The organism is Burkholderia sp. AU33423, from assembly GCF_002223135.1.
Taxonomy (GTDB): Bacteria; Pseudomonadota; Gammaproteobacteria; order Burkholderiales; family Burkholderiaceae; genus Burkholderia; species Burkholderia lata_D.
Genome location: NZ_NKFH01000003.1, coordinates 177,184 through 191,484 on the forward strand (window position 1 = coordinate 177,184; position 14,301 = coordinate 191,484).

15 protein-coding genes are annotated in these 14,301 nt (G+C 66.0%); 5 read left to right on the top strand and 10 right to left on the bottom strand.

Annotated features, from left to right (window positions below):
• Window positions 1-39: 39 nt before the first annotated feature.
• Window positions 40-243 (bottom strand): cold-shock protein, encoded by a 204-nt coding sequence (locus CFB50_RS02395; protein WP_006477070.1) that lies wholly within the window; start codon window positions 241-243, stop codon window positions 40-42.
• Between the two features lie 420 nt (window positions 244-663).
• Between CFB50_RS02395 and CFB50_RS02405 the strand changes: the two genes are divergently transcribed.
• Window positions 664-2,262, top strand: coding sequence for an APC family permease (locus CFB50_RS02405; RefSeq protein WP_069247015.1), 1,599 nt, complete (start codon window positions 664-666; stop codon window positions 2,260-2,262).
• A 111-nt stretch (window positions 2,263-2,373) separates the two neighbouring features.
• On the opposite strand, the gene CFB50_RS02410 is transcribed toward CFB50_RS02405, so the two are convergent.
• The 7 genes from CFB50_RS02410 to CFB50_RS02440 all read right to left on the bottom strand — a co-directional run bounded on the left by CFB50_RS02410 (window position 2,374) and on the right by CFB50_RS02440 (window position 8,470).
• Window positions 2,374-3,165 (bottom strand): DODA-type extradiol aromatic ring-opening family dioxygenase, encoded by a 792-nt coding sequence (locus CFB50_RS02410; protein WP_089444868.1) that lies wholly within the window; start codon window positions 3,163-3,165, stop codon window positions 2,374-2,376.
• Window positions 3,166-3,376: 211 nt separating this feature from the next.
• Entirely contained in the window at window positions 3,377-3,973 is a 597-nt protein-coding gene (locus CFB50_RS02415; RefSeq protein ID WP_048251007.1) for a UbiX family flavin prenyltransferase, read from the bottom strand.
• A 16-nt stretch (window positions 3,974-3,989) separates the two neighbouring features.
• Complete coding sequence (gene grxD, locus CFB50_RS02420) at window positions 3,990-4,301, bottom strand: Grx4 family monothiol glutaredoxin (RefSeq protein WP_011350791.1); 312 nt, start codon at window positions 4,299-4,301, stop codon at window positions 3,990-3,992.
• 67 nt (window positions 4,302-4,368) lie between these two features.
• Entirely contained in the window at window positions 4,369-5,211 is an 843-nt protein-coding gene (gene prmC, locus CFB50_RS02425) for a peptide chain release factor N(5)-glutamine methyltransferase (protein ID WP_089444869.1), read from the bottom strand.
• A gap of 7 nt (window positions 5,212-5,218) precedes the next feature.
• Window positions 5,219-6,301 (bottom strand): peptide chain release factor 1, encoded by a 1,083-nt coding sequence (gene prfA / locus CFB50_RS02430; protein ID WP_089444870.1) that lies wholly within the window; start codon window positions 6,299-6,301, stop codon window positions 5,219-5,221.
• An 82-nt stretch (window positions 6,302-6,383) separates the two neighbouring features.
• Entirely contained in the window at window positions 6,384-7,682 is a 1,299-nt protein-coding gene (gene hemA / locus CFB50_RS02435) for a glutamyl-tRNA reductase (protein WP_069247018.1), read from the bottom strand.
• Window positions 7,683-7,708: 26 nt separating this feature from the next.
• Entirely contained in the window at window positions 7,709-8,470 is a 762-nt protein-coding gene (locus CFB50_RS02440; RefSeq protein ID WP_069247019.1) for a response regulator transcription factor, read from the bottom strand.
• A gap of 171 nt (window positions 8,471-8,641) precedes the next feature.
• On the opposite strand from CFB50_RS02440, the gene CFB50_RS02445 reads away from it, so the two are divergent.
• Genes CFB50_RS02445 through CFB50_RS02460 form a run of 4 tightly spaced genes read left to right on the top strand, consistent with a single transcriptional unit; the run spans window position 8,642 to window position 11,956 of the window.
• Window positions 8,642-8,896 (top strand): hypothetical protein, encoded by a 255-nt coding sequence (locus CFB50_RS02445; RefSeq protein WP_039352130.1) that lies wholly within the window; start codon window positions 8,642-8,644, stop codon window positions 8,894-8,896.
• Between the two features lie 18 nt (window positions 8,897-8,914).
• Window positions 8,915-10,729 carry an aminopeptidase P family protein gene (locus tag CFB50_RS02450; RefSeq protein ID WP_089444892.1) on the top strand — a complete coding sequence of 605 codons (1,815 nt, stop codon included), beginning with the start codon at window positions 8,915-8,917 and terminating at the stop codon, window positions 10,727-10,729.
• A 55-nt stretch (window positions 10,730-10,784) separates the two neighbouring features.
• Window positions 10,785-11,336, top strand: a complete 552-nt coding sequence (locus CFB50_RS02455) for a cysteine hydrolase family protein (protein ID WP_089444871.1) — start codon at window positions 10,785-10,787, stop codon at window positions 11,334-11,336.
• Window positions 11,333-11,956, top strand: a complete 624-nt coding sequence (locus CFB50_RS02460) for an HAD family hydrolase (RefSeq protein WP_089444872.1) — start codon at window positions 11,333-11,335, stop codon at window positions 11,954-11,956. Before CFB50_RS02455 ends, CFB50_RS02460 begins: the two co-directional genes overlap by 4 nt.
• Before the next feature lie 130 nt (window positions 11,957-12,086).
• Here the strand turns inward: CFB50_RS02460 and ettA are convergent, their stop codons facing one another.
• Together ettA and CFB50_RS02470 are read right to left on the bottom strand one after the other, a co-directional pair.
• On the bottom strand, window positions 12,087-13,754 hold the full coding sequence (gene ettA, locus CFB50_RS02465) for an energy-dependent translational throttle protein EttA (protein ID WP_027783420.1): 1,668 nt from the start codon (window positions 13,752-13,754) through the stop codon (window positions 12,087-12,089).
• Between the two features lie 204 nt (window positions 13,755-13,958).
• Window positions 13,959-14,267, bottom strand: coding sequence for a DUF3761 domain-containing protein (locus tag CFB50_RS02470; RefSeq protein WP_089444873.1), 309 nt, complete (start codon window positions 14,265-14,267; stop codon window positions 13,959-13,961).
• Window positions 14,268-14,301 lie beyond the last annotated feature (34 nt).

Consider the following 14,301-nt stretch of genomic DNA (forward strand, 5'->3'; position numbering starts at 1 on the left):
GCCGAAGCGGGGCTTTTTTCACGAATTATCGCGCCAAGCTTAGACCGGACGGATGTTCGCAGCTTGCAGACCCTTCGGGCCCGTCTTCACTTCGAATTCAACCTTCTGGTTTTCTTGCAGCGTCTTGAAGCCTTCGACGCGGATTTCCGAGAAGTGCGCGAACAGATCGTCGCCGCCGCCTTCCGGGGTGATGAAGCCGAAGCCCTTTGCGTCATTGAACCACTTGACGGTACCGGTTGCCATGTTACTTGTTCCTAAAAAAATAAAACGGGGCCGAAGCCCATGGGGTGCGGAAAATCAAGGAAGGGGTAATAGGACCAACCGGAGTACCGTTGATGGGCGAACTACGAAAGAACCAATTCACTCGCCGCTTGAAATCCTGCGAAGTCCTTTATACGGCTTATCAACCGCGTGGTCAACCGTATTTCCATGGACTCAGGGTTATTGCGTATATCAGGTTTACAAAGCTTGCAAACGATGCGAATTTTTTGTAGGGGCCGAACGATTTTGGCGCCACGTTTGAGGTGCAACCGTTAAACTACGCGCCGCGTGGACGGGTTGCCCCGATCGGGTGACGCGTCCCCCCAAAATTGCGTGCGCGGTGCTGTCCGAGCCGATCCCGGACCGCGGGCCGACCATGCTTTTTGAGACACAGGAGAGGATGTGAAGAGTTCTATTCAACGGAACATCGGCCCGTTTGCATTGATGCTGACAGGGTTGGGTTCGATTATCGGCTCGGGCTGGCTGTTCGGCGCCTGGAAGGCCGCGAAGATTGCCGGTCCGGCGGCGATCTGCGCATGGATCATCGGCGCTGTGGTGATTCTCGCAATTGCACTGACTTACGCGGAATTGGGCGCGATGTTCCCCGAGTCGGGTGGCATGGTGCGCTACGCGCGCTACTCGCACGGTTCGCTGGTCGGTTTCATCAGTGCGTGGGCGAACTGGATCGCGATCGTATCCGTGATCCCGATCGAGGCCGAAGCGTCGATCCAGTACATGAGCACGTGGCCGTATCCGTGGGCGCACGCACTGTTCGTGAACGGTGAATTACAGACGCTCGGCCTGCTGTTGTCGGCCGTGCTGGTCGTCATCTACTTCATGCTGAACTACTGGGGCGTCAAGGCCTTCGCGCGGGCGAACACCGCGATCACGATCTTCAAGTTCCTGATCCCCGGCCTCACGATCCTCGGCCTGATGCTGACGAGCTTCCACTCGGAGAACCTCGGCACTGCATCCAATGCCAGCTTCGCGCCGTACGGCTGGTCGGCCGTGCTGACCGCGGTCGCGACGAGCGGCATCGTGTTCGCGTTCAACGGCTTCCAGAGCCCGGTGAACCTGGCCGGTGAAGCGCGCAACCCGTCGCGCAGCGTGCCGTTCGCGGTGATCACGTCGATCCTGCTCGCACTCGTGATCTACGTGCTGCTGCAAATGGCGTATATCGGCTCGGTGAATCCGGCCGACGTCGCGAAGGGCTGGGCGCACTTCAACTTCTCGTCGCCGTTCGCGGAACTCGCGATCGCGCTGAACCTGAACTGGCTCGCGATCCTGCTGTATGTCGACGCGTTCATCAGCCCGAGCGGCACCGGTACGACCTACATGGCGACGACCACCCGCATGATCTACGCGATGGAGCGCAACAACACGATGCCGAAGATGTTCGGCAACGTGCACCCGATCTACGGCGTGCCGCGCCAGGCGATGTGGTTCAACCTGCTCGTGTCGTTCATCTTCCTGTTCTTCTTCCGCGGCTGGAGCTCGCTCGCGGCAGTGATCTCGGTGGCGACGGTGATTTCGTACCTGACCGGCCCGATCAGCCTGATGGCGCTGCGCCGTTCGGCGACCGACATCGAGCGTCCGCTGTCGATTCCGCTGATGAAGCTGATCGCCCCGTTCGCATTCGTCTGCGCGTCGCTGATCCTGTACTGGGCGAAGTGGCCGCTGACGGGCGAGATCATCCTGCTGATGATCGTCGCGCTGCCGGTGTATTTCTACTTCCAGGCGAAGTCGGGCTGGACCGGCTGGGGCGCCGACCTGAAGGCTGCTTGGTGGCTGGTCGCGTACCTGCCGACGATGGCCGTGCTGTCGCTGATCGGCAGCAAGGAATTCGGCGGCCACGGCGTGCTGCCGTACGGCTGGGACATGGTGGTCGTCGCGGCGATCTCGCTGGTGTTCTACTTCTGGGGCGTGAATACCGGCTACCGGACCCAGTATCTCGACGAGCGTGAATCGCACGACGAGATCCTCGAAGGGGTCGGTGCCTGACGCGTGACCTGCCGCCGGATTCGGCGGCGGCAGCAAGCAGCGTAAAAAAACCCGCCCGAGCGATGCTCGGGCGGGTTTTTTGTTGGGCGGTCGCGGCTGCCGCGCGACCGCTCAGGCGGTCGTGCCGGTGAACACGTAGTTCGTCATCGCAAGCACGCGCTGGTAGGTGCCGAGCGACTGGATGCCGAGCTGGTAGTCGTCGTCCGCCGCGCCGAGTGCCGTGAACACCGGCAGCAGATGCTCGTCGGTCGGATGCATCAGCGCCGCGTGCGGCGCCTGCCGGCGGTAGTCGAGCAGCGCGTCGACGTCGCGCGCAGCCAGCTTCACCTCGAACCAGTCGGTGAATTCCGCGACACGCGGATCCGCATCCTCCGGTGCGGCACCGAAATCGGCGGCGCGCAGGTTGTGCGTGATCTGGCCCGAGCCGATCACCATCACGCCTTCGTCGCGCAGCGGTCGCAGCGCGCGGCCGAGTGCGAAGTGGTGGGCGGCATCCGCGCGCGGCTGGATCGACAGCTGCGCCACCGGCACGTCGGCTTCCGGGAACATCAGCAGCATCGGCACCCACGCGCCGTGGTCGAGGCCGTGCTCGGTCGTCGCGGTCTCGATGCCGGCCGCATTCAGCAGCCCGGCCGCGCGTTCGGCGACGTCGGGCGCGCCGGGCGCCGGGTAGCGGATGTCGTACAGCGCCTGCGGGAAGCCGTAGAAGTCGTGGATCGTTTCCGGATGCGCGGCAATGCTGGCGACGGGGCGCTGCGTGCCCCAGTGCGCGGACAGCATCAGCACCGCGCGCGGGCGCGGCAATTCGGCGGCGAGATGCGTGAATGCGCCGGACGGCAGCGTCGGGTCGATCGGCAGCGTCGGAGCGCCGTGGGACAGGTAGAGCGAAGGCAAGCGGTTCATGGTGGTGGCCTGCAAAGGGATTTGCCTGTGACTATAGGCGCGCACCGGATATTGATAAATCAGCGATCGGGAATTTGATTGACGCTTGTTTGTTGATAATCCGGGCAGGCGCCCTGCGCATCACGGCCGTTGGGCGCTGTATGCGTGAAATCGAATGAATTTCAGTGAAAATCGGCGAAGATGCGCGACGAATGGATCGTCGAGTGTGTGCTTACTGCGCGTGCCGGATGCCGGCCCACGGCGTCGTCAGCGGTGCGCTGAGCGCGAACAGGTCGAGCACGCGCGTGACGGTCTGGTCGACGAGTTCCTCGATCGTCTTCGGCATCGCGTAGAACGCGGGCAGCGGCGGGAAGACGATGCCGCCCATTTCGGTGACGGCCGTCATGTTGCGCAGATGCGCGAGATTGAACGGCGTTTCGCGCACCATCAGCACGAGGCGGCGGCGTTCCTTCAACGTGACGTCGGCTGCGCGCGTGATCAGGTTGTCGGACAGCCCGTGTGCGACGCTCGCGAGCGTCTTCATCGAGCAGGGCGCGATCACCATCCCGTCGGTCGCGAATGACCCCGATGCGATCGTCGCGCCGACGTCGCGCACCGAATGCACGACGTCCGCACGGCTTTCGACATCCGCCTTCGACAGCTTCAGTTCGTGCTGGATGTTGAGCCAGCCGGCGTTCGAAATCAGCAGGTGCGTTTCGACGCCGCCGGCGGCGCGCAGCAGGTCGAGCAGCCGTACGCCGTAGATCGCGCCGGTGGCGCCGGTGATCGCGACGATCAGCCGGCGTGGCGGCGCGCTGGGAGATGCCATCGAAAGGAGGGGCGTATTACGCGGCGGCGAACAGTTGCTGCAGTTCGCCCGACTGGTACATCTCCATCATGATGTCCGAGCCGCCGATGAATTCGCCCTTCACGTAGAGCTGCGGGATGGTCGGCCAGTTCGAGAATGCCTTGATGCCCTGGCGGATCTCGTCGTCTTCGAGGACGTTGACCGTCTTGAACTGGTCGACGCCGCAGGCCTTCAGCACCTGGATGGCGCGGCCCGAAAAGCCGCACATCGGGAATTGCGCGTTGCCCTTCATGAAGAGCACGACCTGGTTTTCGTCGACGATTTGCTTGATACGTTGTTGGGTGTCCATGACTGACCTTGCGTTTGCGGGGCGTTAGATCGAAATGATAGCGGATTTCAACCGGGCGGGCCGGGCATCAGCCCGGCAGGCGGCCGCCGGTCGTGCGTTCGATGGCGGCCAGATCGGCGAGCGATTCGACCGCGACGAAGCCGTGCGAGGCGAGCACCGCGCGCACGGCCTCGGCCTGGTCGTAGCCATGCTCGATCCAGAGCGTGCCGCCCGGTTTCAGATAAGAGCCGGCGCCCGCGACGATCGTGCGGATCGCGCTGAGGCCGTCGGCATCGTCGGTGAGCGCGCCGCGCGGCTCGAAACGCAGGTCGCCTTGCTCGAGGTGTGGATCGTGCTGCGCGATGTACGGTGGGTTGCTGACGATCGCGTCGAATGCGAGTGCCGGATCGAGCGCCGCATACCAGTCGCTCGCCAGCCAGTGCAGTGGCCCGCCGGGGCGGCGCGCGTCGAGCAGCTTGCCGGCGTTGCGTTGCGCCACTTCGAGTGCGGCCGGCGAACGGTCGAGCGCCCACACGCGCGCATCGGGACGTTCGGCGGCGATCGATACGGCGATCGCGCCGCTGCCCGTGCCGAGATCGAGCACGGCCGGATGCGGCAGCCCGTCGATCGCATCGAGTGCGGCTTCGACGAGCAGTTCGGTTTCGGGGCGCGGAATCAGCACGTCAGGCGTCACGTCGAACGGCCGGCCGAAGAATTCGCGCATCCCGACGAGCTGTGCGACGGGCTCGCCGGCCAGGCGGCGCGCCTCGAGCGCGCGGTAGCGTTCGACCGCGGCCATGTCGAGCGGCGCGTCGCCGCGGGTGATCAGTTGCGTGCGGGTCCAGCCGAGCGCGTGCGCGAGCAACACGCGCGCATCGACCGCGTCGAGCGGCGACGCGCGCAGCAGTTCGTCGGCGGTGGTGTCGGGCATCGCGGCCTCAGTCGGCATCGCCGAGCGACGCGAGCAGTTCGGCCTGGTGTTCGCTGACCAGCGCGCTGATCAGTTCGTCGAGGTCGCCGTCCATGAGCGCTTCGAGCCGGTACAGCGTCAGGTTGATCCGGTGGTCGGTCATCCGGCCCTGCGGGAAGTTGTACGTGCGGATCCGCTCCGAGCGGTCACCGGAGCCGATCAGGCTCTTGCGTGTAGCGGCTTCCTTCGCGTGCTGCTCGTGATACTGCTTGTCCTTGATGCGTGCGGCGAGCACCTTCAGTGCGCGATCCTTGTTCTTGTGCTGCGAACGGTCGTCCTGGCACTCGACGACGATCCCGGTCGGGATGTGCGTGACGCGCACCGCCGAATCGGTCTTGTTGATGTGCTGGCCGCCCGCGCCGGATGCGCGGAACGTGTCGATCCGCAGGTCGGCCGGATTGATCTCGACCTCGCCGATTTCGTCGGCTTCCGGCATCACCGCGACCGTGCACGCGGACGTGTGGATGCGCCCCTGCGTTTCGGTGGCCGGTACGCGCTGCACGCGATGGCCGCCCGATTCGAACTTCAGGCGCGAATACGCGCCCTGGCCCGCGATCCGCACGATCACTTCCTTGTAGCCGCCGAGATCCGACTCGCTTTCCGACATCATTTCGACCTGCCAGCGCTGGCGTTCCGCGAAGCGCAGGTACATGCGCAGCAGGTCGCCCGCGAACAGCGCCGATTCGTCGCCGCCCGTGCCCGCACGGATTTCGAGGAAGATGTTGCGGTCGTCGTTCGGATCCTTCGGCAGCAGCATCTTCTGCAGCTCGGTCTCGAGGCGGGCCATGCTCTCGCGTGCGCTGCGGATTTCGTCTTCCGCGAAGTCGCGCATCGACAGATCGCCGAGCAGTTCCTGTGCAGCCGTCTCGTCGCTGCGCGACTGGCGCCACAGCGCGTACTGTTCGACCACCGGGCCGAGTTCCGCATGTTCACGCGTGAGCTTGCGGTACTGGTCGAGGTCGGCCGTGACGTTTTCGCGGCTCAGCAGGTCGTTCAGTTCGGCCAGCCGTGTGGACAGCTGGTCGAGCTTGCGTTGCATGCTCGTCTTCATGGTGTGGAGCGGCGCTCCCGGGCAAGGGGTATTCGGAAAGGATAGGTCGGCGCGCGGCCGGCGGCAGGGCGATCGGCCGGCGCTAGTGGCCGGACTGGTCGTTCGAGCGCGGTGCGTGCTGGTAGAAGCCGCGCATCAGGTCGATCAGCGAATCGCGATCGGCGCCGTTCACGCGGTTGAGCGCGCTCGTCGGGCCGTGGATCAGCTTGTTGGTCAGCGCCTGCGACAGCGCTTCGAGCACGGCGGCCGGATCGTCGCCGCGCGCGAGCAGCTTCTGCGCCTTGTCGACTTCGGCCCGGCGCAGCGCGTCGGCCTGCGTATGCATGTGACGAATCACCGGCACGACGCTGCGCGTGTCGAGCCATTGCATGAAATTCTGCACGCGCGTTTCGATGATCGTTTCGGCCTGCGCGACTGCAGCCTGACGCGAGGCGTTGCCTTCGCGCACGATCGCGCCGAGATCGTCGACGGTGTAGAGGAACACGTCCTTCAACTTGCCGACTTCGGGCTCGATGTCGCGCGGCACCGCGAGGTCGACCATGAAGATCGGCCGGTGGCGGCGTGCCTTCACCGCGCGCTCGACTGCGCCGAGGCCGATGATCGGCAGCGTCGATGCCGTGCACGACACGATGATGTCGAATTCGTGCATGCGGGTCGGCAGATCCGCGAGCGGCATCGCACGGCCGTTGAAGCGCTCGGCGAGCCGCTGGCCGCGTTCAGCCGTACGGTTCGCGACGACGAGTTCGCGCGGGCCTTGCGCGGCGAAGTGCGTCGCACACAGTTCGATCATCTCGCCGGCGCCGATGAACAGCACGCGCTGATCCGACACCTTTTCGAAGATCCGTTGCGCGAGGCGCACTGCGGCGGCGGCCATCGACACCGACTGCGTGCCGATTTCGGTCGTGCCGCGCACTTCCTTCGCTACCGCGAAGGTGCGCTGGAACAGCTGGTTCAGATAGGTGCCGAGTGCGCCGGCTTCCGTCGCGGTGCGGACGGCGTCCTTCATCTGGCCCAGGATCTGGGTTTCGCCGAGCACCATCGAATCGAGGCCGGATGCGACGCGGAATGCGTGCCGGACCGCTTCCGACTGCGGCAGCGCATAGACGTGCGGCGCGAGTTCGTCGACCGGGATCCGGTGATACTCCGACAGCCAGCGGATCGCGCCTTCGCGTGCCGCACGATCGTCGGTCGCGCAATACAGTTCGGTGCGGTTGCAGGTGGAGAGGATCGCCGCTTCGGGCGTATTGGGCGCCTGGGGGCCGAGAAACAGGTTCTTGAACGTGACGAGAGCCGGCTTGATCTGCTCGAGCGGAAACGCCACGCGTTCGCGCAGGGCGACAGGCGCAGTGTGGTGATTGATTCCGATCGTGAGGAGTTGCATATCGAGGGCTATCGTTTAGCCCCATATTATAGCGTTTCAGCGATTTCCTCACTCGCCGCATACCGGGCATCAGCGTGCCGGGGCCGGGAATTTGGGGGTTCGATCGGCACGCGGTCGAGCTGATAGCCGTAGCCGTAAAGCGGCAGCAGCCGGTAGCCGCGCTCCGGAAGCAGTTGCAGTTTGCTGCGCAGCCGGGACGCGTGGGTATCGAGCGTGCGCGACTTCATGTCGCGGCGGCGCGCCCACACCGTTTCGAGGATATGGGCGCGCGACACCGGCCGCGACAGGTTCGTGAACAGCAGCTGCGCGAACCGGAACTCCTTCGGCGTGAGTGAAACGATTGCGTCACCGAAGCGAACAAGGCAGTGCGTGGCGTCGAAAGCGTATTCGCCATACATTTCGCGCGAGCGGGTGGGTGCCCGGCGCACGCCGGCGCGCCGGCTCAGCGCGTTGACGCGCGCGAGCATCTCGGGCCCGCTCACGGGGCGCACGAGGCAATCGTCGGCGCCCGCATGCAGGCACGACACGATTTCGCTTTCGCGCGGCAACTGCATCACGGCGATGGCCGGCAGGCCGGGCAGGATGGCCTGCGCGCGCGGAATGACTTCCTCGGCCGGCTGGTCGCCGGCCCAATGGCCGGTGATCAGCATGTCGCAGGTGTCGGTGGCGAGCCACTCGAAGAACGCCGCACTGGACGGAAACGCGTGGCACACGTGACCGCCTGCGAAGAGCAGGCGGTTCAGGAGCGCGGCATGGCGCGCTTCCGGATCGATCAGAGCGATTCGCATGAGAATTTCTTCAATACGGCAGCCGGCGCGCGCTTGCCATAACGTCGAGTCGGCCCCTACACTCGAATGTTGGCGGCACCCGGCTGGTCTCGGGTTCGATGGATGAATCGATGCTAGCCGCTGGCAACGTTCACGCCTATGGGACGAATCTGAATTTATAGAAGGCGTCGAATGAACTGGTTTGGAATCCTTGTCCTGGGAGCGGCCGTCGGGCTGTTCGGCCGATGGCTGCATCCGATGCGGCGCACGGGCCGGCCGGCGTGGTGGATCGCGGTGCTCGCCGGCATCGTCGGCGCGGGTGCGGCCCGCATGGCCGGCAATCTCTCGGGACTGTTTTACGATGGCGAGACGCTCGAATGGCCGGTTTGCACCGGTGTCGCGTTCCTCGTCGTAGCCGTGACGGTTACGCTGTCGGCCCGTCGCTGAATGTTCTCAGGTGAAATCATGAATGCCCGTCTTCCCGAAGTCTCGCCGGTGCCGGCCCGCCTCGCGCTGCTGCGTGGCGCCATGGCCCGCGAGGACCTGGCCGCCTATCTCGTGCCGTCCGCCGATCCCCATCTGTCCGAGTACCTGCCGGAGCGCTGGCAGGCCCGTCGCTGGCTGTCCGGCTTCACGGGCTCGGTCGGCACGCTGGTCGTGACCGCGGATTTCGCGGGGTTGTGGGTCGACAGCCGCTACTGGGTGCAGGCCGATGCCGAACTGGCCGGCACGGGCGTGCAACTGATGAAGATGACGGGCGGGCAGCAGAGCGCGCCGCACGTCGACTGGCTCGCGCAGAACGTGGCGGCAGGGGCGACGGTCGGCGTCGACGGTGCCGTGCTCGGCGTCGCGGCCGCACGCGGGCTGACGGGTGCGCTGAATGCACGCGGCATCGCGCTGCGCACCGATCTCGACCTGCTCGACGCGATCTGGCCCGAGCGGCCGGGCCTCCCCGGCGACAAGGTGTTCGAGCACGCGGCGCCGCAGGCCGACACGACGCGCGCGAGCAAGCTGGCGGAAGTGCGCCGCGCGATGTGCGCGCAGGGTGCGCAATGGCATTTCGTCTCGACGCTCGACGACCTCGCATGGCTGTTCAACCTGCGCGGCGCCGACGTCAACTTCAATCCCGTATTCGTTGCGCACGCAATGATCGGCGCCGATCGCGCGACGCTGTTCGTCGCCGACGGCAAGGTGTCGCCGGCGCTGGCCGCGTCGCTCGCGAAGGATGGCGTCGACGTTCGCGCCTACGACGCCGCGCGCGCCGCGCTCGCGTCGCTGCCTGACGGCGCGACGCTGCTGATCGACCCGCGCCGCGTGACGTTCGGCACGCTCGAGGCCGTGCCGGCCGGTGTGAAGCTCGTCGAGGCCGTGAATCCGTCGACGTTCGCGAAGTCGCGCAAGACGTCCGCCGAGATCGAGCACGTGCGCGTGACGATGGAGCACGACGGCGCCGCACTCGCGGAATTCTTCACGTGGTTCGAGCAGGCGGTGAACCGCGAGACGATCACCGAGCTGACGATCGAGGAAAAGCTCACGGCCGCCCGCGCCCGGCGCCCCGGCTACGTGTCGGCGAGCTTCGCGACGATTGCGGGCTTCAATGCGAACGGCGCGATGCCGCACTACCACGCGACGCCGGCGTCGCACGCGACGATCGCCGGCGACGGCCTGCTGCTGATCGATTCGGGCGGCCAGTACGTGACGGGCACGACCGACATCACGCGCGTCGTGCCGGTCGGCACCGTCAGCGACCTGCAGCGGCGCGACTTCACGATCGTGCTGAAGTCGATGATGGCGCTGTCGCGTGCCCGCTTCCCGCGCGGTATCCGCTCGCCGATGCTCGACGCGATCGCGCGCGCACCGATGTGGGCGGCCGGGCTCGACTACGGCCACGGCACGGGGCATGGTGTCGGCTACTTCCTGAACGTGCACGAAGGCCCGCAGGTGATCTCGCACTACGCGCCGGCCGAGCCGCACACGGCGATGGAAGAGGGCATGATCACGTCGATCGAGCCGGGCGTGTACCGTCCCGGCCAGTGGGGCATCCGGATCGAGAACCTGGTCGTGAACCGCGCGGCCGGGCAGACGGAATTCGGCGATTTCCTCGCATTCGAGACGCTGACGCTGTGCCCGATCGACACGCGCTGCGTGCTGATCGAGATGCTGCACGACGACGAGCGCGCATGGCTGAACACGTATCACGCGACCGTGCGCGAGCGTGTCGGCCGGCACCTGAGCGGCGATGCCAAGGCATGGCTCGACATGCGCACGCAGCCGATCTGACACAACACGCGATAACGGCCGGACAACGGCCGAACGACACAACCGAGGGCAGGCAATGGCGGACACCGCAGTGATCGTGGTCGACATGCAGCGCGGGCTGGTGGAGCGGGCTCAGCCCGCTTACCGGCTCGACGACGTGGTATCGGGCATCAACCGGCTGACGGCGGCGGCGCGCGCGGCGAACGCGCCCGTGTGCTTCGTGCAGCACGATGGCGATGCGGACGACGACATCGTGCCCGGCACGCCGGGCTGGGAGCTGCATGCGGGGCTGGTCGTCGGGAACGACGACTGGCGCGTGCGCAAGCAGGTGAGCGATTCGTTTCACGACACGCCGCTCGCGGCGCAGCTCGACCGCCACGGCATCCGTTCGGTGCTGATCTGCGGCTATGCGACCGAGTTCTGCGTCGATTCGGCCGCGCGCCGCGCGGCGCTGCTCGGCTATCGGACGACGGTCGTGTCCGACCTGCACACGACGAACGAGCGCACGCACCTGTCGGCCGCGCAGATCGTCGCGCACCATCACTTCGTATGGCAAAACAATTCGCTGGCGGGCAACCCGGTGACGCCACGTCCGCTCGCGGACGTTCTTTCGACGGAGTTCGCATGACGATCAAGGCCGTGGTGTTCGATTTCGGCGGCGTGCTGATCGACTGGAGCCCCGAGTATCTTTACCGGGAGTTGATTCCCGACGACACGGAGCGTCGCTGGTTTCTCACGCACGTGTGCGCGATGGACTGGGTGATCCGCCAGGACGGCGGGCAGACGATCGAGGAAGGCACGGCCGAGCTCGTCGCGAAGTTTCCGGAGCACGAGGCACTGATCCGCGCGTTCTACGCGCGCTGGCACGAGATGATCGGCGGTGTGCTCGACGAAGGCGCCGCACTTGTCGACCGGCTCGACGCGCAGGGGATGCCGCTGTTCGGGCTGACGAACTGGTCCGCGCAGACGTTTCCGTATGCGTGGGACAACTTCCCGGTGCTGCGGCGTTTCAAGGAGATCGTCGTGTCGGGGCGTGTGAAGCTCGTGAAGCCCGATCCGGCGATCTATCGCGAGATGCATGCGCGGATCGAGCCGCACCTGCCGGGCATCGCACCGCACGAACTCGTGTTCATCGACGACAACGCGAAGAACGCCGCGGCCGCGACGGCGCTCGGCTGGCACGGCATTCATCACACGAGCGCGGCGGCCACCGAAGCACGCCTGCGTGAACTGGGCGCGCTGGTGTAAGCGGCGGGGACGCAACGCGGGATAAAAAAAGCGGGCCGTGAGCCCGCTTCTTCGTTGTGCCGTTCCGGAAGCGGCCCGCTTCGGCACCGGCCCCGCGTGATCGCGGTGCCGGGCACCCGGGCCGAGCCGGTCAGCGGCTGATCGGCTTGTAGCGCAGACGCTTCGGCTTCGCGGCTTCCTCGCCGAGGCGTGCACGCTTGTCGGCTTCGTACTCCTGGTAGTTGCCGTCGAAGAACGTGACCTGCGAATCGCCTTCGAACGCGAGAATGTGCGTCGCGATCCGGTCGAGGAACCAGCGATCGTGCGAGATCACCATCACCGAACCCGCGAATTCGAGCAGTGCGTCTTCCAGCGCGCGCAGCGTTTCGACGTCGAGGTCGTTCGACGGTTCGTCCAGCAGCAGCACGTTGCCGCCCGAGATCAGCGTCTTCGCGAGGTGCAGGCGGCCGCGTTCACCGCCGGACAGGTTGCCGACGATCTTCTGCTGGTCGCCGCCCTTGAAGTTGAAGCGGCCGATGTACGCACGCGACGGCGTTTCGTACTTGCCCACCGTCAGCACGTCGGCGCCGCCCGAGATTTCCTCGAACACCGTCTTCGACCCGTCGAGCGCGTCGCGGCTCTGGTCGACGTACGCGAGCTTCACCGTCGGGCCCATCACGACTTCACCCGAATCCGGCTGTTCCTTACCGGTCAGCATCTTGAACAGCGTCGACTTGCCGGCGCCGTTCGGGCCGATGATGCCGACGATCGCGCCGGCCGGGATCTTGAAGCTCAGATTGTCGATCAGCAGGCGGTCGCCGAACGACTTGCTGACGTTCTTGAACTCGATCACTTCATTGCCGAGGCGTTCGCCGGCCGGAATGAAGATTTCCTGCGTTTCGTTGCGCTTCTGGTATTCCTGGCTGCTCAGCTCCTCGAAGCGCGCGATACGCGCCTTCGACTTCGCCTGGCGGCCCTTCGGGTTCTGGCGCACCCACTCCAGTTCCTTCTTGATCGCCTTCTGGCGCGCCGATTCCGACGCTTCTTCCTGCTTCAGGCGCTCTTCCTTCTGGTCGAGCCAGCTGCTGTAGTTGCCCTTCCACGGAATGCCGTGGCCACGGTCGAGTTCGAGAATCCACTCGGCTGCGTTGTCGAGGAAGTAGCGATCGTGGGTGACCGCGACGACGGTGCCCGGGAAGCGCACCAGGAACTGCTCGAGCCAGTCGACCGATTCCGCGTCGAGGTGGTTGGTCGGTTCGTCGAGCAGCAGCATGTCGGGTTTTTCGAGCAGCAGCTTGCACAGCGCGACGCGGCGCTTTTCACCGCCCGACAGGTGTTCGATCTTGGCGTCCCACGCCGGCAGGCGCAGCGCGTCGGCGGCCACTTCGAGCTGCTGCTCGGGGCTGCCGCCGTCGCTCGACGCGAGGATCGCCTCGTACTTCGCCTGCTCGGCTGCGAGCGCGTCGAAGTCGGCGTCCGGCTCCGCGTACGCCGCGTAGATTTCCTCGAGCTTCTTGTTGGCCTGGAACAGGTCGCCGAGGCCTTCCTCGACGGCTTCGCGCACCGTCTTCGTCGGGTCGAGCTGCGGTTCCTGCGGCAGGTAGCCGATGTTCAGGTTCGGCATCGGCGTGGCTTCGCCTTCGATGTCCTTGTCGACGCCCGCCATGATGCGGATCAGCGTCGACTTGCCCGAGCCGTTCAGGCCGAGCACGCCGATCTTCGCGCCGGGAAAGAACGACAGCGAGATGTCCTTCAGGATCTGGCGCTTGGGCGGCACGATCTTGCCGACCCGGTTCATCGTGAAAACGTATTGGGCCATTTGGGTGTGAAATTCAGAAGTGGTTGAGACTGCCGCGCAGCGCGCGGGCGTGGCGGCGTCGGGTGATTCGGTACGGAGCGTGCCGCGCAGGGCGCGGCGGCGTCGCCGCGTGTCGGCGGCGCGAGCGGCTATTGTACTTCGCCGCCGAGTGTCGCAGACAGCGGCGGGTGGCTGCAGCGGTCCGGATTGGCCATTCGGTCGAGGCTACAGCCACGCGGCGACGCCGCCGTGCCCCGAGCACGTGCCGCGCCGGTGACGGCTGAAGCTGTACGTGCCGTCGCGGCAGCGCGCGCTCGCGCCGTCGGGCACGCGGCCCGATTTCGAATGCGCGGGGGCGTGCACGGTTTCGCCGTCGCGGTTGCGATACGTGTCGTGTCGGTCGAGATCGGCTTCGTTGCTGTAGCCGGTCGGTGCGCGGTAGGCATACGCGGAAGGCGTTAACGCGGCACATGCAATGAAGAGTGCGGCGGACAGCGTCGCGATGCGTGTCGCGCGGCGGAGCAGGGCAGGCATGGTCTCTCTCGGTCTGTTGTTATCGGTTTCGGGC

What these genes read in the sequence shown, in the direction of transcription:
- prmC (WP_089444869.1), bottom strand. Translation starts at nt 5,211, where the DNA reads ATGCCCGACACCACCGCCGACGAACTGCTGCGCGCGTCGCCGCTCGAC.
- CFB50_RS02445 (WP_039352130.1), top strand. Translation starts at nt 8,642, where the DNA reads ATGAACTGGTTTGGAATCCTTGTCCTGGGAGCGGCCGTCGGGCTGTTC.
- CFB50_RS02395 (WP_006477070.1), bottom strand. Translation starts at nt 243, where the DNA reads ATGGCAACCGGTACCGTCAAGTGGTTCAATGACGCAAAGGGCTTCGGC.
- prfA (WP_089444870.1), bottom strand. Translation starts at nt 6,301, where the DNA reads ATGAAGACGAGCATGCAACGCAAGCTCGACCAGCTGTCCACACGGCTG.
- grxD (WP_011350791.1), bottom strand. Translation starts at nt 4,301, where the DNA reads ATGGACACCCAACAACGTATCAAGCAAATCGTCGACGAAAACCAGGTC.
- ettA (WP_027783420.1), bottom strand. Translation starts at nt 13,754, where the DNA reads ATGGCCCAATACGTTTTCACGATGAACCGGGTCGGCAAGATCGTGCCG.
- hemA (WP_069247018.1), bottom strand. Translation starts at nt 7,682, where the DNA reads ATGCAACTCCTCACGATCGGAATCAATCACCACACTGCGCCTGTCGCC.
- CFB50_RS02410 (WP_089444868.1), bottom strand. Translation starts at nt 3,165, where the DNA reads ATGAACCGCTTGCCTTCGCTCTACCTGTCCCACGGCGCTCCGACGCTG.
- CFB50_RS02440 (WP_069247019.1), bottom strand. Translation starts at nt 8,470, where the DNA reads ATGCGAATCGCTCTGATCGATCCGGAAGCGCGCCATGCCGCGCTCCTG.
- CFB50_RS02470 (WP_089444873.1), bottom strand. Translation starts at nt 14,267, where the DNA reads ATGCCTGCCCTGCTCCGCCGCGCGACACGCATCGCGACGCTGTCCGCC.
- CFB50_RS02415 (WP_048251007.1), bottom strand. Translation starts at nt 3,973, where the DNA reads ATGGCATCTCCCAGCGCGCCGCCACGCCGGCTGATCGTCGCGATCACC.
- CFB50_RS02460 (WP_089444872.1), top strand. Translation starts at nt 11,333, where the DNA reads ATGACGATCAAGGCCGTGGTGTTCGATTTCGGCGGCGTGCTGATCGAC.
- CFB50_RS02450 (WP_089444892.1), top strand. Translation starts at nt 8,915, where the DNA reads ATGAATGCCCGTCTTCCCGAAGTCTCGCCGGTGCCGGCCCGCCTCGCG.
- CFB50_RS02455 (WP_089444871.1), top strand. Translation starts at nt 10,785, where the DNA reads ATGGCGGACACCGCAGTGATCGTGGTCGACATGCAGCGCGGGCTGGTG.